Annotated in this window: 22 protein-coding genes; 8 read left to right on the top strand and 14 right to left on the bottom strand. The window is 53.3% G+C overall.

The window, feature by feature from the left end; translation table 11 throughout:
* Positions 1-45: 45 nt before the first annotated feature.
* Positions 46-1,062, bottom strand: coding sequence for an IS110 family RNA-guided transposase (locus DD586_RS04110; RefSeq protein ID WP_012883551.1), 1,017 nt, complete (start codon positions 1,060-1,062; stop codon positions 46-48).
* Positions 1,063-1,258: 196 nt separating this feature from the next.
* Here DD586_RS04110 and cysK point away from each other — a divergent pair, with 196 nt between their 5' ends.
* The 4 genes from cysK (at position 1,259) to crr (ending at position 5,209) form a co-directional block, all read left to right on the top strand.
* Positions 1,259-2,227: a cysteine synthase A gene (gene cysK, locus DD586_RS04105; protein WP_012883550.1), complete on the top strand. Its 969-nt coding sequence runs from the start codon at positions 1,259-1,261 to the stop codon at positions 2,225-2,227.
* A gap of 398 nt (positions 2,228-2,625) precedes the next feature.
* Complete coding sequence (gene ptsH / locus DD586_RS04100; RefSeq protein ID WP_012883549.1) at positions 2,626-2,883, top strand: phosphocarrier protein Hpr; 258 nt, start codon at positions 2,626-2,628, stop codon at positions 2,881-2,883.
* 47 nt (positions 2,884-2,930) lie between these two features.
* Positions 2,931-4,658, top strand: coding sequence for a phosphoenolpyruvate-protein phosphotransferase PtsI (gene ptsI, locus DD586_RS04095; RefSeq protein ID WP_012883548.1), 1,728 nt, complete (start codon positions 2,931-2,933; stop codon positions 4,656-4,658).
* 41 nt (positions 4,659-4,699) lie between these two features.
* The gene (gene crr, locus DD586_RS04090) at positions 4,700-5,209 is read left to right on the top strand and encodes a PTS glucose transporter subunit IIA (protein WP_012883547.1); all 510 of its coding nucleotides are present in this window, start codon (positions 4,700-4,702) and stop codon (positions 5,207-5,209) included.
* 125 nt (positions 5,210-5,334) lie between these two features.
* Here the strand turns inward: crr and DD586_RS04085 are convergent, their stop codons facing one another.
* The gene (locus DD586_RS04085; protein ID WP_012883546.1) at positions 5,335-5,889 is read right to left on the bottom strand and encodes a winged helix-turn-helix transcriptional regulator; all 555 of its coding nucleotides are present in this window, start codon (positions 5,887-5,889) and stop codon (positions 5,335-5,337) included.
* A 455-nt stretch (positions 5,890-6,344) separates the two neighbouring features.
* Between DD586_RS04085 and DD586_RS04080 the strand changes: the two genes are divergently transcribed.
* Positions 6,345-7,307 carry an enoyl-CoA hydratase-related protein gene (locus tag DD586_RS04080; protein ID WP_012883545.1) on the top strand — a complete coding sequence of 321 codons (963 nt, stop codon included), beginning with the start codon at positions 6,345-6,347 and terminating at the stop codon, positions 7,305-7,307.
* A 110-nt stretch (positions 7,308-7,417) separates the two neighbouring features.
* Here DD586_RS04080 and DD586_RS04075 read toward each other — a convergent pair whose 3' ends face one another.
* Positions 7,418-8,839, bottom strand: coding sequence for an ATP-binding protein (locus DD586_RS04075; protein ID WP_012883544.1), 1,422 nt, complete (start codon positions 8,837-8,839; stop codon positions 7,418-7,420).
* Complete coding sequence (locus tag DD586_RS04070) at positions 8,839-9,519, bottom strand: response regulator transcription factor (RefSeq protein ID WP_012883543.1); 681 nt, start codon at positions 9,517-9,519, stop codon at positions 8,839-8,841. Before DD586_RS04070 ends, DD586_RS04075 begins: the two co-directional genes overlap by 1 nt.
* A gap of 227 nt (positions 9,520-9,746) precedes the next feature.
* Between DD586_RS04070 and DD586_RS04065 the strand changes: the two genes are divergently transcribed.
* Entirely contained in the window at positions 9,747-10,964 is a 1,218-nt protein-coding gene (locus tag DD586_RS04065; RefSeq protein ID WP_012883542.1) for an efflux RND transporter periplasmic adaptor subunit, read from the top strand.
* A 3-nt stretch (positions 10,965-10,967) separates the two neighbouring features.
* Entirely contained in the window at positions 10,968-12,932 is a 1,965-nt protein-coding gene (locus DD586_RS04060) for a MacB family efflux pump subunit (RefSeq protein WP_012883541.1), read from the top strand.
* Between the two features lie 4 nt (positions 12,933-12,936).
* Here the strand turns inward: DD586_RS04060 and cysM are convergent, their stop codons facing one another.
* The 5 genes from cysM to DD586_RS04035 all read right to left on the bottom strand — a co-directional run bounded on the left by cysM (position 12,937) and on the right by DD586_RS04035 (position 17,492).
* Entirely contained in the window at positions 12,937-13,818 is an 882-nt protein-coding gene (gene cysM / locus DD586_RS04055; RefSeq protein ID WP_012883540.1) for a cysteine synthase CysM, read from the bottom strand.
* Positions 13,819-13,908: 90 nt separating this feature from the next.
* Entirely contained in the window at positions 13,909-14,808 is a 900-nt protein-coding gene (locus DD586_RS04050; protein WP_012883539.1) for a Dyp-type peroxidase, read from the bottom strand.
* A gap of 234 nt (positions 14,809-15,042) precedes the next feature.
* Complete coding sequence (locus DD586_RS04045) at positions 15,043-16,338, bottom strand: cytosine permease (RefSeq protein ID WP_012883538.1); 1,296 nt, start codon at positions 16,336-16,338, stop codon at positions 15,043-15,045.
* 15 nt (positions 16,339-16,353) lie between these two features.
* Positions 16,354-17,043 carry a helix-turn-helix transcriptional regulator gene (locus DD586_RS04040; RefSeq protein ID WP_012883537.1) on the bottom strand — a complete coding sequence of 230 codons (690 nt, stop codon included), beginning with the start codon at positions 17,041-17,043 and terminating at the stop codon, positions 16,354-16,356.
* A 35-nt stretch (positions 17,044-17,078) separates the two neighbouring features.
* The gene (locus DD586_RS04035; RefSeq protein ID WP_012883536.1) at positions 17,079-17,492 is read right to left on the bottom strand and encodes a GNAT family N-acetyltransferase; all 414 of its coding nucleotides are present in this window, start codon (positions 17,490-17,492) and stop codon (positions 17,079-17,081) included.
* 408 nt (positions 17,493-17,900) lie between these two features.
* Here DD586_RS04035 and DD586_RS21205 point away from each other — a divergent pair, with 408 nt between their 5' ends.
* Positions 17,901-18,185 carry a helix-turn-helix domain-containing protein gene (locus tag DD586_RS21205; protein WP_012883535.1) on the top strand — a complete coding sequence of 95 codons (285 nt, stop codon included), beginning with the start codon at positions 17,901-17,903 and terminating at the stop codon, positions 18,183-18,185.
* Positions 18,186-18,340: 155 nt separating this feature from the next.
* Here DD586_RS21205 and fadK read toward each other — a convergent pair whose 3' ends face one another.
* The 5 genes from fadK to DD586_RS04010 all read right to left on the bottom strand — a co-directional run bounded on the left by fadK (position 18,341) and on the right by DD586_RS04010 (position 23,550).
* Positions 18,341-20,023 carry a medium-chain fatty-acid--CoA ligase gene (gene fadK / locus DD586_RS04030; RefSeq protein ID WP_041164283.1) on the bottom strand — a complete coding sequence of 561 codons (1,683 nt, stop codon included), beginning with the start codon at positions 20,021-20,023 and terminating at the stop codon, positions 18,341-18,343.
* A gap of 158 nt (positions 20,024-20,181) precedes the next feature.
* Positions 20,182-20,475: a 4Fe-4S dicluster domain-containing protein gene (locus tag DD586_RS04025; RefSeq protein WP_012883533.1), complete on the bottom strand. Its 294-nt coding sequence runs from the start codon at positions 20,473-20,475 to the stop codon at positions 20,182-20,184.
* Positions 20,472-21,761 carry an FAD-dependent oxidoreductase gene (locus tag DD586_RS04020; protein ID WP_012883532.1) on the bottom strand — a complete coding sequence of 430 codons (1,290 nt, stop codon included), beginning with the start codon at positions 21,759-21,761 and terminating at the stop codon, positions 20,472-20,474. Before DD586_RS04020 ends, DD586_RS04025 begins: the two co-directional genes overlap by 4 nt.
* 48 nt (positions 21,762-21,809) lie before the next feature.
* Positions 21,810-22,763 carry an electron transfer flavoprotein subunit alpha gene (locus DD586_RS04015; protein WP_012883531.1) on the bottom strand — a complete coding sequence of 318 codons (954 nt, stop codon included), beginning with the start codon at positions 22,761-22,763 and terminating at the stop codon, positions 21,810-21,812.
* A 22-nt stretch (positions 22,764-22,785) separates the two neighbouring features.
* Positions 22,786-23,550: an electron transfer flavoprotein gene (locus DD586_RS04010; RefSeq protein ID WP_012883530.1), complete on the bottom strand. Its 765-nt coding sequence runs from the start codon at positions 23,548-23,550 to the stop codon at positions 22,786-22,788.
* Positions 23,551-24,060 lie beyond the last annotated feature (510 nt).

The raw sequence follows: 24,060 nt of genomic DNA, 5'->3' as shown, positions 1-24,060 counted from the left end.
ACCATTTCTCAGTACGCTGCAACTTTTGCTGGCAGGGTATTAATTTCACACTACCTGATACTCGGTCTCATTTCTCAGCATCGACCAGATTATTCTCGCGTTTTTGTTAGCGACCGCCACGGTCGTTTTATTAAATCCGCGCCGTTCCTTTAACTGGTTAACCCACTGATTCATATAACCCTCATTGTTATTCGTGGCAACCCTGACGACAGCGCGGGCGCCATGAATAAAAAGTGTCCGTAGATGCTTGTCGCCTTTTTTCGTCATATTCATCAGCACTTGCCTGTCGCCACTCGAGTGCTGGCGTGGAACCAGACCCAGCCATGCAGCAAAGTGACGGCCATTCTTAAATTCAGTTCCTTTGCCAATAGCAGCAACAACGGCCGTGGCCGTTTTCGGGCCAATGCCTTTCACTTTGGCGATACGCTGACAGGTTTCTGATTGTCTGAATACTGTTTCAATTTCCTTATCAAAAAAATGGATCCGACGCTCGAGATCATTAAAGAGATCATAGAGTTCTGCAATTGTTCTGCGCATACGGGGGCTCAGACCGTTTTCTGCATCTTCAAGGATAAGAGGAATAGCCCGGCGAGCTCTGGAGACAGCACTGCCAATGGGGATCCCCCGGTCAAGTAACAGCCCTCTTATTTGACAGACTGTCGCAGTGCGGTGATTAACAATACGCTGCCTTGCCCGGTGTAAAGCCTGGATATCCTGCTGTTCCGGGCTTTTTGGCGGTACGAACTGCATTGTCGGTTGCATCAGAGCCACTGCGATAGCCTGTGCATCATTACCGTCATTTTTTTGCCCGCGGACAAAGGGTTTTACATACTGAGGACTGATGACCTTTACTTTGTGCCCCAGTTTCTCAAACTCACGCTGCCAGTAAAATGCCCCGGTGGACGCTTCGATCCCAATCAGACAGGCTGGAATATTTGCCAGCGTCTGGAGTAATTCTTTTCGGCCAGTGCGTTTCGTATAAACCGGTTTGCCGGCCTGGTTTAATCCGCAAAGCTGGAAAACATTTTTTGCCAGGTCGATGCCCATAAATACGATGTTCATAGTCACACTCCTGCTGGATGAATTCTGTTCAGTCAAGCGCAGAGGGAAGAGGTAGTCCATCCCATTAACTGGATATTAATGAAAATATATTTCTTCAGAACATATCGATATAGCGATTCTTTACTTCACTGGTTTTCGCGAACGAGTATTCTCTCTGAGGTTCGCAAAAATTTCATACAGTTATTAAGGACGGGCTATGAGTAAGATCTACGAAGACAATTCTTTCACTATCGGCCATACGCCGCTGGTTCGTCTGAATCGCATTGGTAATGGGCGTATTCTGGCTAAGGTGGAGTCACGTAACCCGAGCTTCAGCGTCAAATGCCGTATCGGTGCCAACCTGATTTGGGATGCCGAAAAACGCGGCGTATTGAAGCCCGGTGTCGAACTCGTAGAGCCGACCAGCGGTAACACCGGTATCGCACTGGCGTATGTAGCGGCAGCGCGCGGCTACAAACTGACACTGACCATGCCGGAAACCATGAGTCTGGAGCGTCGCAAACTGCTTAAAGCTCTGGGTGCCAATCTGGTGCTGACCGAAGGCGCCAAAGGCATGAAAGGCGCTATCGCCAAAGCCGAAGAGATTGTGGCCAGCGACCCGGAACATTACCTGCTGTTGCAGCAGTTCAGCAACCCAGCCAACCCGGAAATTCATGAGAAAACCACCGGCCCGGAAATCTGGGAAGACACCGACGGCGAAGTGGACGTGTTCATTGCCGGTGTCGGTACGGGCGGTACGCTGACGGGTGTCAGCCGCTATATCAAGCAAACCAAAGGCAAAGCGATCATTTCTGTGGCCGTTGAACCGACAGACTCCCCAGTGATCACCCAGGCGCTGGCAGGTGAAGAGATCAAACCTGGCCCGCATAAGATTCAGGGGATCGGCGCTGGTTTCATTCCTGCCAACCTCGATTTGAAACTGGTCGACCGCGTTGAACGCATCACCAACGAAGAGGCCATCACCACGGCCCGTCGTTTGATGGAAGAAGAAGGCATTCTGGCCGGGATTTCTTCCGGTGCGGCGGTAGCGGCTGCACTTAACCTGTTAAAAGAAGAAGAATTCGCCAACAAAACCATCGTGGTGATTCTGCCATCCTCCGGCGAGCGTTACCTCAGCACCGCGTTATTTGCTGATTTGTTCACCGAACAGGAATTACAACAGTAATCCCTCCACTCACAAATGTGATTTAAAAGTTAAAAAAGCACCCTGCGGGGTGCTTTTTTGTGGCAGAGTTCAAACTTTCTGTTACTTGCACATTGCTTTTCACCGTCAGGTTTAGTATTTAACCGGACAATTATTTTGATGCGTGAAATTAATATCTGTCGACGCTCCGCATACGGATATCACTCTTGTGACATGAAGCAGCAAGGCCGGACGCTTCATCAACATAAGAACAAGGAGCATTGCCGACTTAAGCCAGGGGTAAGCGCATTCCGTTTCCCTCAACCGCATCCCGGCCTGCCCTGACCCATTCAGGGCAACCAAACAGGCTAAAGTTCAGTAGATACACTAAACTTTAGTTCCACAACATGAACCTAATCCAACAAGTTGGGGAAAACAGAATGTTCAAGCAAGAAGTAACGATTACCGCACCGAATGGCCTGCACACTCGTCCTGCCGCACAGTTTGTGAAAGAAGCTAAAGGTTTTACCTCTGAAATCAACGTCACCTCTAACGGCAAAAGCGCCAGCGCGAAAAGCCTGTTCAAGTTGCAGACCCTGGGTCTGACGCAAGGTACTGTCGTTACGATTTCAGCTGAAGGCGAAGACGAACAGCAAGCCGTTGAACATCTGGTTAAACTGATGGCTGAGCTTGAGTAAACAGCCCGCTCTCTTTAGTGAACATCAGGATCAAGTAAGGTAGGGTTATGATTTCAGGCATATTAGTATCACCGGGTATCGCTTTTGGTAAGGCGCTGCTACTGAAAGATGATGAGATTGTCATCAACCGGAAAAAAATCTCCGCAGACCAGGTCGAGAAGGAAATCGAACTCTTCCTGACTGGTCGCGCCAAAGCGTCACAGCAGTTGGAGGCAATCAAGCAAAAAGCCGCCGAGACGCTGGGGCCAGAGAAAGAAGCCATCTTCGAAGGGCATATCATGCTGCTGGAAGATGAAGAGTTCGAGCAGGAAATCACTTCCCTGATTAAAGACGAGCATGCGTCTGCGGACGCGGCGGCGTTTTCCGTTATCGAAACCCAGGCGAAAGCGCTGGAAGAACTCGATGACGAATACCTGAAAGAGCGCGCTGCAGACATGCGCGATATCGGCAAGCGCCTGCTGAAAAACATCCTGGGCATGCATATCGTTGATCTGGGTGATATTCAGGACGAAGTTATCCTGATCGCCAAAGATCTGACCCCGTCTGAAACCGCACAGTTGAACCTGAACAAAGTGCTGGGTTTCATTACCGATATCGGCGGTCGCACCTCTCACACCTCCATCATGGCGCGTTCGCTGGAACTGCCTGCTATCGTAGGGACTACCGACGCTACCCAGAAAATCAAGAATGGCGATTTCGTTATTCTTGACGGGGTAAACAACAAGATTTACCTGAATCCTGATCAGGCCACCATTGACCAGCTCAAAGCCGTTCAGGAGCAGTACAACACCGAAAAATACGAGCTCGCTAAACTCAAAGATCTGCCAGCCATTACGCTGGACGGTCATGAGGTTGAAGTGTGCGCTAACATCGGTACTGTGCGCGACATCGCGGGTGCTGAACGTAACGGCGCCGAAGGCGTGGGCCTGTATCGCACCGAATTCCTGTTTATGGACCGCGATGCCCTGCCAACCGAAGAAGAGCAGTTCCAGGCGTACAAAGCCGTCGCAGAAGCGATGGGGGCTCAGGCAGTGATCGTGCGTACCATGGATATCGGCGGCGACAAAGACCTGCCGTACATGAATTTGCCGAAAGAAGAGAACCCGTTCCTCGGCTGGCGTGCGATTCGTATCTGTCTTGATCGCAAGGAAATCCTGCATGCGCAGTTGCGCGCCATTCTGCGTGCCTCCGCATTTGGTAAATTGCGCATCATGTTCCCGATGATCATTTCGGTAGAAGAAGTGCGTACCCTGAAAGCCGAACTGGAGATGCTCAAAAGCCAGTTACGTGCCGAAAACAAAGTATTTGATGAAACCATTGAAGTCGGCGTGATGGTGGAAACCCCGGCCGCAGCGGCCATCGCCCATCATCTGGCGAAGGAAGTTGACTTCTTTAGTATTGGGACAAATGACTTAACCCAGTATACTCTGGCGGTAGATCGTGGGAACGAGCTGATTTCTCATCTCTATAACCCAATGTCTCCGGCCGTGTTGACCCTGATCAAGCAGGTAATCGACGCTTCCCATGCCGAAGGCAAGTGGACTGGCATGTGCGGTGAACTAGCAGGTGACGAACGTGCTACACTACTGCTGCTGGGAATGGGTCTGGATGAGTTCAGCATGAGTGCCATCTCGATTCCTCGCATCAAGAAAATTATTCGCAATGCCAACTACGAAGATGCGAAAGCGCTGGCGGAGCAGGCATTAGCCCAGCCGACAGCAGAAGAGTTAAGCAGTCTGGTAAGCCGGTTCATTAAAGAAAAGACGCTTTGCTGATACCGCTGTGCTGACCCAATATTAATGCTTAGGAGAAAATCATGGGTTTGTTCGATAAACTGAAATCTCTGGTTTCTGATGACAAGAAAGAAACCGGCAGCATCGAAATCATTGCCCCGTTATCCGGTGAAATCGTCAATATCGAAGACGTGCCTGATGTTGTCTTCGCCGAGAAGATCGTCGGCGATGGTATCGCTATCAAACCTAGCGGTAACAAGATGGTTGCGCCGGTAGATGGCACCATCGGTAAAATCTTCGAAACCAACCATGCTTTTTCTATTGAATCAGACACGGGTATCGAACTGTTCGTTCACTTCGGTATTGATACCGTTGAACTGAAAGGTGAAGGCTTTAAGCGCATCGCCGAAGAAGGACAGCGTGTCAAAAAAGGTGACGTGGTGATCGAGTTTGATCTGCCGTTGCTGGAAGAGAAAGCCAAGTCCACTCTGACGCCAGTTGTTATCTCTAACATGGATGAGATTAAAGAACTGACTAAGCTGAGCGGCACCGTGGTTGTGGGGGAAACCCCGGTTATTCGCATCAAGAAATAACTGAACCTCATGCGCCTGTAGGTGCAATGCATAACGCATGAATCCTTTAGGAACGCCGCAACAGATAAATGTTGCGGCTTTTTTTTGCAGCTTTTTTTGCGGCTTCCTTTATAGCTGTATCTTGCTCATTTAGTCTTAGGCTCAGAGACTGAGTCGTCCCCCAGGAGCGTCGTGGTATCACCTTCATAACGGCGATGGGTGTGAGAAAGTCGCCAGCGTACCAAATCATCCGCACCAGGCCCTTCTTCAAAGGCAATATCCTCACTGCTCAGCAGCTCACCGGTGTTCTGATCGATGAAGCTCCAGCGCACATCGGCACCGGTTTTTCGATTCACAAATTTTAACGGCGGCGCTGATGCGCCGGATAGACCTAAGCGATCCCCAATCTGAGAGAGCATCACCATGATCGGCGCAAGTTGCCAACCATGCGGCGTTAGAAGGTATTCAAATCGTTCAGGATTGACTTGATAGCGCCGCCGCTCAACCAGACCATGGGCCTCGAGGTGCTTGAGGCGATCGCTCAGTGTCGCATTGGTGACGCCGGATGATTGACGTAGCTCGTCATATCGGCTGATGCCAAAGATAAGATCACGCAGGATTAACAGCCCCCAACGATCGCCAATTGCGGCCATAACGCCAGCAATTGAACACACCATTCCATCAAAACCTTTCGAACGCATAAGCCCTATCCCCAATCCGGCACCTTGCATAAACCCTTAATTATAGAAATCCCCCTATCAACAGCAAAACCTTTTTAGCCGGAGCTAATCGGCGATCCCAGGCCATTCCAGGAGTGATCACCGCAGATCCAATATTCTGGCAGGTGCTTGCGCGACCAGTAACTCTTATTATAAGATTTACTATGTGTACTGATGCTTCAGCGGGTTGACGTCATAAAGTGATCCCATCTCACCGTGATCACGGCAATGCCCCAGACAGAGTTGTTGGCACTTGCTGTCGCACAAGACAACCAACGTCATTCCCCCACCAGCAACAGTCTCAGGACTGCCTGGTGATTATTTGCCATACACCAGGGCTTTTTAATATTCGGGTTTATCTGTAAGCGTCAACGACGCGTCGACCGTCTTATGATATTCACCGGACACGGCAGGCAACCCAAACTGGAGCGTAATAAGTGGAAGAAAAACTTGATTTAACGCGCCGTACATTGATTAAGGCAACAGCTACCCTCGCCGCCGCCGTACCGACAATGGCAATGGCGGCATCTGCACTTGGTGCGGAGCAGACTCCATCCCCCGCAACAGAAACAGCAACGCAACCAACAACCCTTGCTGAGGTTCCAGCTGAGCCAAACACCAAATTATCGATCGAACGCCGGGGGCAAGTCGTGTTATTGGGGCTCAATCGCCCTGCTGTCCAAAACCGTATCGATCCTGCAACATTTCAGGCACTGGCAAGAGCCATATACGACTACGATCATGATTCTTCTCTGCGGGTAGCGATCTTATTCGGTCACGGGGACAATTTTTCCCGGGGTATTGATGTGGATGCCTACAAAGCAACCGTCAATAACAACGGAAATATTCTGGCGGGCCTGGCTCACGTCATCAGTCCACTTAATTACGGCCCGACCCGGCGCGCCAAACCGCTCATCGCTGCCGTGCACGGCGACACATGGAATATGGCCCACGAGCTCTTCTTGTCAGCAGACATCCGGGTTGCGGCAGCCAATACAAGGTTTGGTCAGGATGAAAACTCCCACGGACGTTTTCCTGGAGGCGGCTCCACCGTTCGATTCGTACGCGAAGCCGGCTGGGGCAATGCCATGCGATTCATGCTGACAGGGGAACATTGGGGGGCGGAGGATGCCTATCGCATGGGAATATTACAAGAGATCGCCGAGACGCCTCAGGCAACGCTAGACAAGGCCATAGCTATCGCCAACAAAATCGCGGCATGCGGCCCAATCGGCGTACAAACCACGCTGGCATCGGCGCATCTGGCTATTGATTCCAGTGAGGCCATCGCCTTCGCCCAACTCGGCACACAGTACAGCGCGCTTTATCGCACCAAGGATTTTATCGAAGGCATGGCTGCACAAGCCGAAGGCCGTCCCCCCCAATTTCATGGTAATTAATCACGCGGTGAGTGGTGAGTCTCACCGCCGACAAACGATTCAGGACGCCAAATCGCCACAGGGCAGCGGCTGTTTTGGCGTCAATTCGTTACAGGGTTCAGTAAGCCAGGCTACTGCCAGCGTGGAATGCAAATATGGATCTGTAATCCGCCCTGCTGACGATTCTCCGCCTCAATCCGGCCGCCATGCGCCACCACCGCCTTGCGGGCTATCGCCAGCCCCAGCCCGTACCCTTTGCCCGACTGCGGCGAATCAATACGCATAAACGGATCAAAAATGCTGGAGAGTTTGCTCGCATCTACACCTGGGCCGCTATCGGCCACGCCGATGCACCACTCTTTCTCATCCCGGGACAAGGTCACCAACACCTGTTGGCCGCGTGAAGAGAAGCGCAGTGCATTACGGATGATGTTGTCCAATGCATGCCGCATCAATTCCGCCGATCCTTTAACGGTATAATCGTCGTAATCGCCGGGGCTTAACGCAATATCGACCCCTGGTACCTGCGCTTCATAGCGGGCATCGTTGACCACCGCGTTCACTAACCCGAGCAGGTCAAAATACTCGTCACTGTTGACGGCATGACTATTAGCCATATGGTTCTCAGCGCGTGAGAGCGTCAACACCTCGCCGATCATCTTATCCATGCGTTCGGCTTCACGCTCAATACGCTGTAAGGCGTTTTCCACGTTGTCAGGGTTCTGGCGCGCCAGCCCTATCGCCAGTTGTAGCCGGGCCAGCGGCGATCGCAACTCATGGGAAACGTCGTGCAGCAGTTGCTCGCGCGCGCTCACCAGTATCGACAAACGGCTGACCATCGCGTCAAAATCCCGGGCCACATCGCCAATCTCATCATGACGACGCCGCATCGACGGATAAAGCCGTACCGACAGGTCGCCTTGCGCCACCTGTTCGAAACTCGCCCGCAACCGCCCAAGCGGGCGTGCCAGATTCCATGCCAACATCGCGCTAAACAGCAATCCGCCCAGCGCGCCAATCCAGATCATCGGCGGCGGCAAATGCAGGAAAAACGGTAGCGACGCCGGGGGCTCCTTCGGCATCACATCGTGCCGCCAGCGCGCAATATCAAAACTCACCCGATAACGCTGCCCGTCAGGGCCGTCCACAGCCTGCTGCAACGCGCGATCCGCTCGGTCGGAGAACCTTCCTGGCTCTGGCGGATGCCCGAAGCCCTCTCTGCCGGGGTGAGGCGGCTCATCCGGCATTCCCGTGCCCGGCAAGGGTTCGAGATTGCCCGTGTCGTTATCACCGACCACCGACACATTGATATAAACACGCTCGTTCTTCGGCCAGTCGGCCAGCGTGTGCCCGAGCTCTGCCATTCCCCCCTGACGTAACGCCTGTACCGCCAGTGCCATTTGAAACGACGCGGTGTATTTGACCTGACGCATTTCCGGCGGCTCGGGGCGCTCACCGTAAAATGAGAACCCCACCCACAGTAGCTGTGAAATGACGAAGAACGTCAGCCACAGCCCCAGCAGAATCTTCCAGAACAGCCTTCCATGTATCATTAACGGATCCGATAGCCAACGCTGCGCACGGTCTCGATGGTCAGGTTACACTCATCCAACGCGGCCAGTTTCTGACGAATATTACTGATGTGGACATCCACGCTGCGGTCATAGGCCTCCCGGCGACGCCCCAGACATTTCTCCGACAGTTCATCTTTGGTCACGACCCGGCTCGACGAGCGCATCAGCAGTTCCAGCAGATTGAATTCCGACGCGGTGAGATCAAACGCCTTGCCACGCCACTCGCTACTGCGCGTAGACGGGCACACCACCAGGTCGCCATAGCTGACTGTCCCGGCGTCTTCACTTTTTTCCGACTTATCTTCATAACGACGTAGCACCGCGCGCAAACGCGCTACCAGCTCCCGTGGATAACAGGGTTTCGGCACATAATCATCCGCCCCCATTTCCAGCCCAATGACGCGATCGATATTGTCGCCTTTGGCCGTCAGCATAATGATGGGAATCGCGTGATTCCGACGTACTTGCCGCAGCACGTCAATCCCGCTCATGTCAGGCAACATGATGTCCAAAATCATCGCGGTATACTGACTGGACATGGCGCCGTCGATCCCTTCCTTGCCGGTCATGACCTGTGAAGTACTAAATCCCTCCGCCGTGAGGTATTCACACAACATGTTCCCCAGTTCAGCGTCATCGTCTACCAGTAAAATTTTCATACGTTCTTCCCATGCATTGTTACCGCCCTTATTGTCAGGGCTGGTCGCAATCTGCGCAGCAGTATTTACGGAATCCTTACCTTTTGCCGTTCAAAACATAACGCCTGTAAAGCCGAAGGACAGGTAAATTATACCCAGCCCTGATTTCACTCGTCAGTGATACACCACGTGTACTGCCCACGTTCGTTGTATCGGCAATTTATTCAGTCAAGGATGCGTTCGTTTTGATGAAATCTCCTCTTGGTACCGGTCGCCGGGTCTGGTGGCTGCTATTGTTGCCTGTCGCCATCGCTGTCTTCGCCGCCATACTTCTTTCCCGACCTGCGCCCGGGCGAAATTATATTACGGCCGCGGTGGATACTCGTGACCTGCAACAAACGGTTCTGGCCGACGGTACAGTGAATGCCCGCAAGCTGGTCAGCGTCGGCGCGCAGGTTTCCGGGCAGATTAAAGCCTTGCACGTTGCGCTGGGCAATAAGGTAAAACAGGGCCAGCTCCTGGCAGAAATCGACGATCTGACGCAACAAAATACCCTGCAAGACAGCAAAGCGGCGCTGGATAATATTCAGGCGCAGTTGGCCTCCAAACTGGCTACGCTACGTAACAACCAACGTAACTGGCAACGCCAGCAACGCCTGATGCAAACCGGCGTTGGGGTGCAGGCCGATTACGACAGCGCCCAAACAACGCTCGAAGCAACCCTGGCAGATATCCACGCGCTGGAGGCGCAAATTGTGCGGGCGAATATCGCCGTGAATACCGCACAGGTTAATCTGGCTTACACCAAGATCGTCTCGCCGATAGCGGGCACGGTAGTGGCGCTGCCGGTCGAGCAAGGGCAGACCGTTAACGCGGTGCAAAGCGCGCCGACCATCGCCAAAATAGCCAGCCTCGACACCATGACTATCGAGGCCAAAATATCAGAAGCTGACGTTATCAACGTCAAAACCGGTATGCCGGTCTGGTTCACGATTCTCGGCAATCCGCATCAGCGTTATCAGGCGGTGCTACGCGCGATTGAGCCCGCGCCGGAATCCATCAGCAGCGACAGCAGCACGACCAGCAGTAGCCGAACCAGCAGCAGTAGCACCAGCAGCAGTTCCTCCAGTTCCGCTATCTACTACAACGGGTTATTCGATGTCGCCAACCCGGATGAAACCTTGCGTATTTCCATGACCGCACAAGTCTACATTCTCTTGTCCGAAGCGAAACACGCCACAGTGGTGCCGATCAGTGCGTTGCAAAATCGCCAGGGGAAATGGTTTGTTCAGGTTGTTCGACCGCAAAGCCCGCCGCAATTACGCGAAGTGACGCCCGGCATCAGCGACAACGCTTATATCCAGTTGTTGTCCGGCGTACAGCCTGGTGAAGAGGTCGTGATAAGCCAGCAGATAACCAGCGACAGTAACCGTAGCTCGTCACCGCCGCCACCGATGGGGTTTTAAGCCATGAGCACACCTCTGCTGGTACTCCGTCAGGTTCACCGCCGCTTTACCCACGGTGAACTCGGCGTCGATGTGCTGAAAAATATCAACCTGACGATTAACGCCGGTGAAATGGTGGCGATCGTCGGCGCCTCCGGGTCTGGAAAATCCACGTTGATGAATATCCTCGGGTGTCTGGATAAACCCACCCAAGGGGACTATCAGGTCGCGGGAGTATCGACCCTGACGCGAAATGACGACCAGCTTGCCGCATTACGCCGCGAGCACTTTGGGTTCATCTTTCAACGTTATCACCTGTTAAATGATTTAAACGTCGGCGACAATATAGAAATGCCAGCAGTCTATGCCGGTCAACCCCACCACGAACGCCGGGCGCGCGCCGCCGCCCTGCTGGCAAGACTGGGTCTGGCCGGGCGTTTGCAGGACACGCCCAACCAACTGTCCGGCGGTCAGCAACAACGCGTCAGTATCGCCCGGGCGCTTATCAACGGCGGTCAGGTGATTTTGGCTGATGAACCCACCGGCGCGCTCGACAGCGCCAGCGGCGAAGACGTCTTATCCATCCTGCGCGAGCTACACCAGCAAGGTCATACTATCGTGCTGGTGACGCACGACAAACGCATCGCCCAACAGGCCGAGCGCATCATCGAGATTCACGACGGCGAAATCGTGGCCGACCACCACACCGCCGCCGCAGGAGCACGGGTCAGTCCGACTGCCATCCCAACCCCGCAACCGGGCAGAACACTGACCCGCAGAATGCTGACCCGAGAGTATGATCGGTTACAGAATGCGTTCAGAATGGCGTTACGCGCCATGAACGCACAGCGGATGCGTACTTTCCTGACGATGCTGGGGATCATCATCGGCATTGCCTCAGTCGTTTCTGTGGTCGCACTCGGCAAAGGGTCGCAACAACAGGTACTGGCACACATTAACGCGATGGGGACCAGCACGCTGGAGATTTTTCCCGGCAAAGATTTTGGCGACATGCGCTCTGCCGCCATCCAAACGCTACGCAGTCACGATCTATCACCACTGGAGCAACAGCCTTATATTCACAGCGTTACCCCCACGGTTTCGACCTCAGCCACGTTGCGTTATGCCAATAACGCCGTCTCGGTCAGCGTTAATGGCGTAGGCGAGCAATTTTTCACGGTACGCGGCTATACCCTGTCACAAGGGAGCGGGTTTTCACCGCTCAGCGTCGAGCGCCTGACGCAAGAGGCGGTTATCGACCAGAATACCCGCGACACACTGTTCCCTCATGGCGAGAACCCACTGGGACAAGTGATTTTTCTCGACCAGTTGCCATGTCGCATTATTGGTGTCGCCACCCGCAAACAGTCCGGCTTCGGCAGCGATGAAAACCTGAACATCTGGGTGCCTTATACTACCGTCATGCGCCGTATGGTCGGTCAGTCATACCTGCGCAGCATTACCGTTCGGGTCAAAGACAACATTGATCTGAGTGTGGCACAGCAAGGCATCACCCAAACCCTGACGCGTCAACACGGCAGCAAAGACTTCTTCGTCATGAATACCGATACCATTCGCCAGACGATTCAGCAGACGACCGCCACCATGACGTTACTGGTATCGGCTATCGCGCTGATCTCACTGATTGTGGGCGGCATTGGCGTCATGAATATCATGCTGGTGTCTGTCACCGAGCGCACGCGGGAGATCGGTGTGCGCATGGCAGTCGGCGCACGCACCGGCGATATTATGCAGCAATTTCTAATCGAAGCAGTGCTGGTATGCCTGTGCGGCGGCGTGTTGGGTATGCTGCTATCGGTACTGGCTGGTGCAATCGCCAGTCACGTCAGCGGTGTGACTTTCGTTTATTCAGCCACCGCCATGGTGGCGGCGTTTCTATGTTCCAGCCTGATTGGCGTGATTTTTGGCTTCTTCCCGGCCAGACGGGCGGCACGGCTGCAACCGATCCACGCGCTGGAGCGCGAGTAGCACGTCAGCCAAACACACCGGTCGATAAATAGCGATCGCCGCGATCGCACACCACGGTCACCACCAGACTGCCGGGGTGTTCGGCGGCGATACGCAGCGCCCCTGCCACCGCCCCGCCGGAGCTGACGCCGCAGAAGACGCCTTCCACCCGCGCCAGTTGCTGCATGGTGCTTTCCGCCTCCTGCTGCGACATATCCATAATTCGGTCAACTAACTGTGGCTGAAAGATGCCCGGCATGTAGTCCGGCGACCAACGGCGGATCCCCGGAATCTGGCTGCCGTCTTGTGGTTGCAGGCCCACGGTACAGACCACATCGCTCTGGCTTTTCAGGTAACGGCTCACGCCGGTGATGGTCCCGGTGGTCCCCATGCAGGACACGAAATGGGTGAGTCGTCCTTGCGTTTGCTGCCAGATTTCCGGGCCGGTGGTGGTGAAATGCGCCAGCGGATTATCCGGATTGTTGAACTGATCAAGCAACGTTCCCTCGCCAGCCTTTGCCATTTGCCGGGCCAGGTCTCGTGCCCCCTCCATCCCCTGATCACGGCTGACCAACAGTAGCTCCGCGCCGTAGGCGCGCATCGCATCCTGACGTTCCCGACTCATGTTTTCCGGCATCAGCAACCGCAGTCGGTAACCTTTCATCGCCGCCACCATCGCCAACGCAATCCCGGTATTACCACTGGTCGCCTCAATCAGCATGTCGCCAGGCGTTATCTCGCCCCGACGTTCCGCCTGCTGAATCATCGACAGCGCCGCCCGGTCTTTTACCGACCCGGCCGGGTTATTGCCCTCCAGCTTCAACCAGATTTCGCTGCCGGTATGCGCCGCCAGACGTTGTAATTTGATCAACGGCGTATTGCCGACGCAGTGTTCAAGCGTACTCACGTTCTCTCTCCGCACGACGCCAGGCGCCGTCAAAAAAACAGGCACCGCGATGCAGTGCCTGTTTGTCACTCGTAGCAAAACCGGATTCTGTTATAGCGATAGCAAACGATCAAGAGAAGGCGCGAAGAAGTAGCTACCGCTGACCGCGCGGGTAAAGCGCAGCATCTCGTCACGTTTGCCGTCACGGTCGCCGAACATGCTCAACAGTTGCTGTTCAATATTGTGAAGACGGGCGCAGTACGCCGCGAAATACAAGCCGTGTTTACCGCTGGCGGTACCGTAGGGCAGGCTCTGGCGCAGAATTTTCAACCCCTTGCCGTCTTCTTTCAGATCAACACGGCTCAGGTGTGAGGTGACTGGCCGTGCGTCAGACGACAGTTCTTCATTGTCTTGCTTCGTGCGACCGATCATCTGTTCCTGCTGTTCGACGCTCATGCGGTTCAACTGGCGCAGGTTGTGTTCCCAGCGCTGAACAAACACATAGCTGCCGCCCTCACCTGCCTGACCGTCCGGAACAATGGCGACATCGCGACGCGTATCGCCTTGCGGGTTCTCGGTACCATCAACAAAACCGCTCAGATCACGGTCTTCAACCCAACGGAAACCGTGGGTTTCTTCTTCGATGTTGATGGTGTTACCGAACGCGGCCAGCACCGCCTGCGCCAGTGAAAAATTGACGTCATGACGCAGCGACTGGATGTGAATCAGCATATCGCGCTGGGTCGCGGGGGCCAGCCCGTTACCCAACGGCGTGAAGGGTTTTAACTCCTGTGCGCTGTTATCACAATCCAGCTCACGCCAGACATCGTAGCCAAAAGCGATCACCGCGCCGAGCCCCGCGTCAGGGAAGCGCTGTTGTAAGTCGGCCAGCGCCTGACAAAACTTCTTGCAACCCTGGCGGATGGCATCAAATTCGCCCTGTACCATAGCTTCCATGAAGATGGCAAAACGGCGATGCTCCAGCAAAATACCGCTTTGAATTTGTGTCATCTATTGCTTCCTCACTCGGTGCAGTTTCTTTTACGCCGACAAGACTATTACGCCGACAAGACTATGCCGGGCGGCTATCTCAATGCTGCGTCAAAAAAATACGAGGCGCGACCTGCACGCCCCAATCGGATTCACATCATATCAAACGATGTTGACGATAACAGGATAACCTTACCAATAAAGGTAGAAATCGCAGGTGACTGTTTTGCAAGGATGATCATCACAGACTAGCGATTACTCGGCGTAAATGGGTTTCGGTGCCGGAGCAACCACCTTGATAGCCCAATACACGACGCTGGCTGCCAGCAGCGAGTTTAGGGCCGGAACACCCCATTCGGTGAACAGCCCAACGGCGCTCCCCGCCAGACTGGCAATCATCGCCGCCCAGCCAATGGGTGGCGTACTGGCGGCATCCGGTAACTCACCGCGTTGGCGGCTTTCGTCCAGCACGGCCCGGCTGGTACGCAAAATATAGTAATCCACCAGCATGACGCCAATCACCGGAGGGAAGAACACCCCCAGCAAGGTCAGGAAATCCACAAACCGGTCCAGAATACCGATCACCGACAGGAAGGTACCGATAAAACCTATCAGTAACGTAATGGCTTTATAGCTCAGCTTTCTGCCAGTGATGCCCTCAACCGCATTCGCAATCCCCAGCGACGAGGAATACAAATTGATGTCGTTGATGCGCAACGTGGAGAAAATGACGGTAATCAGCCCGATGCCGCCTGCAGTTTGCGACATGATAGTCACAATGTCAGCGGTATTCAGCGCTCGGGCAATCAGTATTGCCAGTCCGTTAACAACAAACTCGCCGATAATAATAGACAGCATGGTAATCCAGAACACATGCCGCCCACGACGGGAGTAACGCGTCATGTCGGGGGTAATCAGGCTCGCCACGATGCAACCACCGACCACCATAGTCGCCCCGGCGCTCACGGAGATGGCCTCACCAGATACACCTTTTTGCAGCAGTTCGGTAATATTGTGGCCGGTGAGCGTCATAAACGAAATATAACCGACGACCATGATAAACAGCGGCACTGCAACTCTGGCGGTGTAACGCAGCGCGCTAAAACCAAACGTGACCAGCAGCGTCAGCGCACAACCAGAAAGCGCTGCCGACCAGCCGAATCCCAGTCGGTCACCCAGTGCAAAATTCAGTGATTTAGCAAACACCGCATTTTGTACGCCAAACCACCCCAACAGACTGACGGCGATAATGGCACCGATGAATACCGCCCCGATGCGGCCAAACCCACACCAGCGCGCCAGCAAACTACCGGACAACCCTTCCTTCATGCCCGCGTAACCCAACCCTAACGTAACAACGCCAAATATCCCACTGCCGATGGCTATCGCCAGAAACGCATCACTGAGTGTCATCGAATGCCCCAGCACCGCCCCCAACATAAACTGATCCAGTGCGGTCAGCATCCCTATATGCACCAACGCCACATTGAAAAACGGCAGTCGAACAGACAGTGGAACCCGGCTTACCGGGTAGTCATCAATATTTTCCATTACCTCTATCCTTGCTTAAATAAATAAAATACCTTTCGCGATCAGCGAATGAGGTATAAAACTCTCCAGGCCGCAATCCCGGCAATACTCTTCGAATTGATTCAGTGAGTGAACGCCGACTTTCTGATACATGTTATAAATTCTATTTTCGATAGTTTTATGAGAAACGTTAAATTTCCTGGCAATCTCTTTACTGGAAAATCGACGTAACATCAGAAAAATCACATCAAGCTCTGCTTTAGTAAACAAATCAATATTAATCGTCGTCTTTAATACCGATGGTTTTTTTTGATCGATATAAATTAACGGCGATAATGTACTGAATGGTTTGGCATTCCATATCACACCAATACATTTTTTATCGCTGTCAAAAATGGGGATTTTTTCACTGACGAACGGCGTGAGTTCATTTCGACCATACCAGTAATCGGTTTCGATAACCGAGACGCGTTGCTCACTGTTTTCTGTTCGCTTATCATGCTCGATAAAGTCGTCAGATAACTCAGCCCAACTGGCAGGAAACTCCTCATCTAACCGACCCGCAATGTCGAATTTTTCAGGCGTTACCGTATAAAGGCGGGCGGCACGATTCATGTAAATATGACGCGATGCCAAATCTTTTATCCCCCAAGGCTCGTTTAGCCCCTCCAACAGGGTGATAAGATTACCAATATAATCGTTTGTCACTGATAACGACAAATTCATCCTGTTATCCCTATTCCTTATCAGTCGGTCTGATATCAGGCGATATGCTTCGCCAGGTAATGCCGGGTATATTTATGTGCATAATCCGGTTGTGAGCCATACTCCTTATACCCTAATTTTTCATAGAACCCTTTAGCCTGAAAATTGAAGGTATCAACATAAGCCATATGGCATCCACGCGCCAGAGCCTCTTCTTCTGCCCGTCGCATGAGTTGACTGCCTAACCCTGTCTTGCGATATTCAGCACTCACCCAGAGATACTGAACTTCCAGCCCCCCCCACCAGGTTCTGGCTACCAACCCAGCGATAATCTCCCCCTCGTTATTGGTGAAATGCAAAAAAAGCGGGCGAATATCTACATGCTCATAATCTTCATTATGTCTCCACAAACTCTCGATAACATACTCCTGTTCCTTGTCATCAGGTTTATCGGTTACATGTAATTTCACTCTATACTCCTTAACGTCACTTGTATTTATGGTGTAGTGGTCAGTCACAATCAAAACTCGCCGAAAAAATCAAGGGTATTTTTTACCCGTTCAAAATCAGCTTCATCAAGCTACTCTATAGAAAATCCACAATAATAATTTTTTTGACTGCTCGCAATTATTGCCACACCAGGGAAACACGTAAAGATAGCTCACCAATTATTTACAGAAATTATTATATACTGATGTTTTTTATTTAAAATAAAAATATTAATAATAAATAACAGAAACCACTTTCGTTAAATAATAAAAGTAGAAATTAATAGCACTGTAATATTTATGGAAAATCATGTTTTCCACTGATACGTGATAATCCTCTTAAGTTTTATCAATTCAGAATAATCGGTTAAAAATAGTAGAGAGAACTCCATGCGCATAAGGAAAAGTGACTGGCACCCAGCAGATATCATCGCTGCGCTGAGGAAAAAAGGGACATCTTTATCAGCTGTCTCACGCCAGGCTGGATTATCTTCAGCTACCCTGTCAAATGCCTTATACCGCCCGTGGCCGAAAGGGGAACTGTTGATCGCCAGGGCATTAGGTGTTGGTCCAGAAGAGATCTGGCCAAGTCGCTATTATGACCCACAAACCAATACGTTAATTGACCGTCAAAAGCTGATGCGCAACAAATCCAGCCGACAAATTTCAGGTTAATACACTATCGTCAGTTGAACACCGAGCAGGCTTATTCTCGTAAAACTCGATAATAAAATAACGCAGAATTGGCGTGACGTAAAAACCTAACCCGAAGGCGTTCCCCGGGTTAGGCATTCAAATAATGTAGATAGGCATACACGTAAAGGGCAGCGTTATACGTGCAGGGTGGTACCTGAAATCGCGGGCTCCGCGGCACCGGCTTGCAACGCCGCCAGCCCCAAACGTTGGATGATGTCCTGTCGTAACAGATATTTCCTGATTTTCCCTGACGCAGTGCGGGGCAGGCGGTCAATCACCACCAGATGCTCGGGGTATTTATACTTGGCGACACGTTTGCGGCAAAAGAAAGCGATCACCTCTTCCAGCGTCAGCGTGTGGTAATTTTCTTTCAATACCACATAGGCACAGGTACGTTCACCCAGCCGCTCATCCGGCATGGCAACCACGCCCGCATCACGTACACGCGGGTGTTGCAGCAGTATTTCCTCCACTTCCCGACTACTGATGTTCTCGCCGCCGCGCACGATGATGTCTTTCTTGCGTCCGGTGATCTTGATGTACCCGGCTTCATCCATTCGGCATAGATCGCCGCTGTAATACCAACCGTCTTCATCCAGCGCGCGCGCCGTCAGATCCGGCTCGTCCAGGTAGCCCATAAACACCTGCGGTCCGCGGGAGGCTTCCTCGCCTTCTTCACCGTAAGGCAGCGTCTGTCGGTACTTGTTAACGACCCGGATTTCCACGCCAGCGACGGCGGTACCGTCAGTGTTGACGACGCGGGACAGCGGATCGTCCAGCTTAACCACGGCATGAGGCGAGCTTTCTGTCGCGCCATAAACGCTCAGCAGCTTGATGCCGGCCTGCAGGCAGTCGCGGGTGATTTTTTTTGGTATGGTGGTGCCGCCACACAGGAAAAAACGCAGCGACGAGAGATCATAAGGGTGCTGTTGTACGGTGCACAGCAGGTCATAGACAAACGGCGTTGCGCCCAGCACGCAGGTGCAGCGCTCCCGCTCCAGCAGCGTGAGGCAGTGCACCGGGTTGAAAATGTCCAACAGCACGCTGCGCCCCCCGATCAGAAATGGCAAGGTGACGCCGTGCAGAAAACCGGTGGCATGCGCCAGCGGCGCTGGCATCAGGATGGTGTCCAGCCAGTTCAAATTAAGAGTAGCGGCGTAAGCACGTTCGCTGGCGAGAATATTGTTGTGGGTCAGCATCACCCCTTTGGGCACCCCTTCGGTACCAGAGGTGAACAATACGGCGGCCAGCTCGTCACCGTTTACGCAGACCGGTTGCGCCAGCGGTGGGTAGTCCTGCAGCAGTTGGCTAAGCGCAGGCGTCGAGGTCGCGGGCGCCAGCTTGTCTACCGCTACCAGATGTTGCAGGTGCGGAAGCTGCGCACGCAAGGGGATCACCCGATCCAGCGGACTACTGTTTTTGAACCGGGTCGGCACGAACAACACCCGCGCCTGGCTTTTGTTGAGAGTCCAGATCAACTCGGTTTCACGATAGGCAGGCAGCAGCGGGACCGATACCGCGCCGACCTTCAGGCAGGCCAGATAAATCAGCGTGAATTCGCTCCAACCGGGAAGTTGAAACGCCACCCGATCGCCCGGCTTAATACCGCACGCCAGCAGATAGGACGCCAGACTCCCGGCAGCACTGTCCAGTTCGGCGTAGGTATAGGCGGTTCCCTGATTGTCGATTACCGCGACCTTGTCAGACGCGGCCTTCGCCGCCTGATGCCAGTAATCACCAAGCGACGCATCCCCCCAGTAACCCATCCGCCGATAAAACGCTCGGCGTTCGGCGTTAAATTTTATTGTGACCGTCATTGTGTTGTCTCTGTTATACACAGCAGAACGCTCGCACGATACCGTGTCGTTCATCATCAATAGCCGACACATTGAACCGTCTCAACAGGCGGGAACATCGCTGTCGGCGTATGCCCGTACCCACCGCCGGAGCTGATAACCCCGGCAGGCCGCGTCACTCAACCAAAGCGAAACTCGATGCCGAACGTCCCCTGGGGATATTCCCATTTTTCCAGGATCGTATCGCCGCACAGAATCCGGCAGGTACCACACTCCAGGCAGCCAGCGTAATCAAAGTGGATATTGCCTTCGCTATCTTGTTTGTAGAGCCCCGCCGGGCAGGCTTTCACCAATTTGTTAAACTGCTCTTGCGCCGGTTTATCCATCAGCACGATATGCGGATTCCCTTCGTCCACATGGAACTTGTTGATGCCCAGTTTGACGTCAACATTGACGCTATTTTCGTTGCTCATAGCGCAGTCGCTCCCTTGATGCCATCTTTTAACAGATTCATCAGCCCTACCTTTTTAGCGCGACCCATGATCTTCGATCGCATGGATTGACTGGGGCTGCCATCGATAATAAACATGTCGCTCATGATGCCGGCGACCATCTGCGGGTACTGGGTAAACATGCGCGGGTTTTCCATCATCGCTGGCAGTTTGCGATAACGCTGCATGTCTTGCAGTACAAAGCTCTGTTCCAGTTTCTTCTGGTATCCCGCCAGCCCATTGGCAGAAAAATCTTGCGTACTCTTCGCGTCGATGGCGGTCAGCGCGGCAGCTTCTGCCGAAGCAATGGCCAGATCCATCCCCCGTACGGTAAAGCCCAGATTGAGGCACAGCCCCGCCGCATCGCCGACGATCATCACGCCATCGCTCACCAATGTCGGTACCATCTCCAGCCCGCCTTCCGGTACGACGTGGGCGGAATACTCCTGTAACGTGCCGCCCTGAATCAGCGGGCGAATAGTCGGGTGCTGCTTAAAGTCTTCCAGCATCTGCGGCACGCTCTTGGTGGCGTGCTCGATATCGCCAAGACCGCAAACCAGCCCCAATGAAATCGTATCCCGGTTGGTGTAAAGAAAGCCGCCACCCATCAGGCCGTTTGACGGCATGCCAGCGAATAGCCAGGCGGCCCCTTCACCGGCAGCCAGATTAAAACGGTCTTCGATCACCGAGGAAGGCAGTGCGATCAGCTCTTTAACGCCGACAGCATAATGATGCGGTGATGACGACTGCACCATGCCGATAGAGCGGCCCAGCAGCGAATTGACACCTTCGGCCAGAATCACGATGTTGGCCTCCAGTACGTCATCACCCGCCTGTACGCCGACCACCCGATTGCCCTCGCGTACCAGTGAATCGACACGCACGCCGGGAATAAACTGTGCGCCCGCTTCTTCCGCTTTTTCCATCAGCCAGGGGTCAAACAGATTGCGCAAGACGGTGTAGGAAGCCTTCGACGCAATATCCGGCTGCTCGCTGTGGTAATCCATCGTGACGGCGCTGTCTTCGGTGAGAAAAGAGATCTTTTCCCGAGTCACCTTGCGCTCGACAGGCGCTTGCTGTGCGAAGCCCGGTATGATTTTTTCCAGGCTGTGTGCGTAAAGGCGCCCGCCGGTCATATTCTTGCTGCCCGCTGTGTTGCCGCGCTCAACTACCAGCACGTCCAGCCCGGCTTTCGCCATCACATATCCAGCCACACAACCGGCCACGCCGGCACCGACCACGATGGCATCAAATTTTTCTTCCGACATTGCTTCGGCTCCCTAATCCCGCCACCCAACGTGGCGGGATATACGTCATTAACGAGTCAACCGCTCAATCAAGGTGGGGATGACTTTGTAGATGTCCCCAACCAGACCGTAGTCGGCGTATTTGAAAACCGGCGCATTCTTATCTTTGTTGATGGCGACAATGGTTTTCGCACCATTACCGCCCACCATATGTTGGATCTGGCCAGAAATGCCCAGCATCAAATAGAGATCGGACTTCAACAGCACGCCGGAAACGCCGATGTAGCGTTCACGTTCCATCCAGTGTTCGCCTTCAGCAATCGGACGGGAACAACCGACTTCCGCACCGATCGCCGCGGCCAGGCCTTGCACCATGAGCAGATCGTCCTGAGACGCCAGACCACGGCCAACGCCGATGACACGCTTAGCTTTACTCAGGTCGACACTACTCAGGGATTTGGCACGACGTTCCTTGCACAGAATTTCCTGACGCGGGGCAACGTAGCTGGCCTGATAGACCGGGCAGTCGTGTGCCGGATTGATGGCGGCAGGTTCTACCGCACCGGGTGCCAGTGTGACGATGGCGATCGCGGTGTTGATCTTCTCACGGCCAAAGGCCAGACCACCGTACATGCGGTGTTCAGCAAACACGCCGTCATCGCTTACGCTCAGAGTGGTAACGTCGTTGACCACGGCGGCATTGAGCAGAATGCCGAGGCGTGCGGCCAACGCTTTGCCGCGTTTGGTGGAAGACAACAGGATCAGCGACGCGGTGCGGGTGCTATCCGCCGGTTTTTCCACGATGGAAGCCAGCGTTTCAGCATAATTTTCAATACGTTGATTTTCCGCATTCATGCCCAGCACGTAGAGCGCATCTGCACCCAACGGTTTAACCGCAGGTACGATGCCGTCATGCTGGACCAACGCGTCGACGCGTTCGCCCCATTGACGTGCGCCAGCCATCAAGTCGGCATAACGATCGGTGTTGTCGCTGAACACCCATACATTGGCTAATTTACTCATGGTGATTTTTCTCCGTCCCGGGTTAGTTCAGCACTTTCTTCAGATGTTCAGCCAGTTCAGCCACGGCTTCCGGCGAATCGCTTTCAATGATGATATGTTTGCGTTCAGCCTGAGGCGGTACATGGATCGCGGCCAGCTCAGTAAAGGGGGCACCCGGCGTCCACTCGATATCACCAGCTTTCCACTGCGTAACCGGTTTTTTCCCGGCGCCGAGAATGGCTTTCATGGAGGGGATGCGAGGCACATTGATATCGGACGTTACGCACAGCACCGCTGGCAGCGTCAATTCCAGCACTTCGACGTCTTCCTCCAGCGTGCGCTCAACGATAACGCGGTTACCTTCCAGTTGGATGCGGCTGACCGCGTTGATGGTCGGTACCTGTAGCCGTTCCCCGGCCAGCAGCCCCACCTGCTGGGCGTACAGATCGCCGGAGCCTTCACCAAACAGCATCAGGTCGAAGCCGATTTTGCCAGCAGCGGCAGCAATCGCCTGTGCAGTGTCCTTCGGCAGCGCATTTTCCAACTGCGCGTCCTGAACCAGGAAAAGCTCATGTGGGCCGCGCGACAGCACGTCCTTGCGCACCTTGGAGTTGTCCAGATATCTGCCGCCCACGCAGAGCGCTGCGACCTGGCCGTCGTCATCCACCAGTTGGGTTGCCGCTTCAATAGCATTGAGATCAAACTGGCTGATTTTGGCGTCAGCACGATCGAAATTGAGTGTCCTCTCTGCGGTAACCACAATGTCTTGCTCTTCGGGTACCAGCTTGAAGCAGGTTATAATTTTCATGGTATCTCCTATCGTCAATCACGAGTATTTGGGTTGGCGGTGAAGGCGTCCGTACCTGAATGACGACAAGCCAATGGGCAGACGGAACAATTCAGACAGATGCCGGTCGCCGGCAATAAGAAAAATGGAGAGACGCTTGATTGACTCATGTTTTTCTCCGGTTAAGACTCTCTATAAACACCACGGCCCCCAACGTCATAGGGGGAATACAGCCAGGCACAGGAAAAATCATTTAGCTAAAACGAATATACTGACTGCTATATTGATGCTGATATATTGCTGCCGCAGCAGATAAAATACGACATGATAATATGTTTTAGTTACCAACTATCTTGCAGAAAAAAACGTTAACATCAATCCAGTGTTAATTAATTGTTTTCTGTTTATCTCTACTCTGGAGGGGATAAAGCAAACATCGTGTTATGTCACAATCGCCACAAGAGGTAAAACCTCGATAACACGCTGTGACTGCCATCATATTTACTTCTATACATTCTATTTTTCCCTGAT

It is taken from the genome of Dickeya parazeae Ech586, assembly GCF_000025065.1.
Classification (GTDB): Bacteria; Pseudomonadota; Gammaproteobacteria; order Enterobacterales; family Enterobacteriaceae; genus Dickeya; species Dickeya zeae.
The sequence above is the reverse complement of the archived record's forward strand: the minus strand, read 5'-3'. Positions and strand labels throughout refer to the sequence as shown.

Bases quoted from the DNA above. Each gene is read 5' to 3' on its own strand.
- DD586_RS04110 (WP_012883551.1), bottom strand. From the start codon at position 1,062: ATGAACATCGTATTTATGGGCATCGACCTGGCAAAAAATGTTTTCCAG.
- cysK (WP_012883550.1), top strand. From the start codon at position 1,259: ATGAGTAAGATCTACGAAGACAATTCTTTCACTATCGGCCATACGCCG.
- ptsH (WP_012883549.1), top strand. From the start codon at position 2,626: ATGTTCAAGCAAGAAGTAACGATTACCGCACCGAATGGCCTGCACACT.
- ptsI (WP_012883548.1), top strand. From the start codon at position 2,931: ATGATTTCAGGCATATTAGTATCACCGGGTATCGCTTTTGGTAAGGCG.
- crr (WP_012883547.1), top strand. From the start codon at position 4,700: ATGGGTTTGTTCGATAAACTGAAATCTCTGGTTTCTGATGACAAGAAA.
- DD586_RS04085 (WP_012883546.1), bottom strand. From the start codon at position 5,889: ATGCGTTCGAAAGGTTTTGATGGAATGGTGTGTTCAATTGCTGGCGTT.
- DD586_RS04075 (WP_012883544.1), bottom strand. From the start codon at position 8,839: ATGATACATGGAAGGCTGTTCTGGAAGATTCTGCTGGGGCTGTGGCTG.
- DD586_RS04070 (WP_012883543.1), bottom strand. From the start codon at position 9,519: ATGAAAATTTTACTGGTAGACGATGACGCTGAACTGGGGAACATGTTG.
- DD586_RS04065 (WP_012883542.1), top strand. From the start codon at position 9,747: ATGAAATCTCCTCTTGGTACCGGTCGCCGGGTCTGGTGGCTGCTATTG.
- DD586_RS04060 (WP_012883541.1), top strand. From the start codon at position 10,968: ATGAGCACACCTCTGCTGGTACTCCGTCAGGTTCACCGCCGCTTTACC.
- DD586_RS04050 (WP_012883539.1), bottom strand. From the start codon at position 14,808: ATGACACAAATTCAAAGCGGTATTTTGCTGGAGCATCGCCGTTTTGCC.
- DD586_RS04045 (WP_012883538.1), bottom strand. From the start codon at position 16,338: ATGGAAAATATTGATGACTACCCGGTAAGCCGGGTTCCACTGTCTGTT.
- DD586_RS04040 (WP_012883537.1), bottom strand. From the start codon at position 17,043: ATGAATTTGTCGTTATCAGTGACAAACGATTATATTGGTAATCTTATC.
- DD586_RS21205 (WP_012883535.1), top strand. From the start codon at position 17,901: ATGCGCATAAGGAAAAGTGACTGGCACCCAGCAGATATCATCGCTGCG.
- fadK (WP_041164283.1), bottom strand. From the start codon at position 20,023: ATGACGGTCACAATAAAATTTAACGCCGAACGCCGAGCGTTTTATCGG.
- DD586_RS04025 (WP_012883533.1), bottom strand. From the start codon at position 20,475: ATGAGCAACGAAAATAGCGTCAATGTTGACGTCAAACTGGGCATCAAC.
- DD586_RS04020 (WP_012883532.1), bottom strand. From the start codon at position 21,761: ATGTCGGAAGAAAAATTTGATGCCATCGTGGTCGGTGCCGGCGTGGCC.
- DD586_RS04015 (WP_012883531.1), bottom strand. From the start codon at position 22,763: ATGAGTAAATTAGCCAATGTATGGGTGTTCAGCGACAACACCGATCGT.
- DD586_RS04010 (WP_012883530.1), bottom strand. From the start codon at position 23,550: ATGAAAATTATAACCTGCTTCAAGCTGGTACCCGAAGAGCAAGACATT.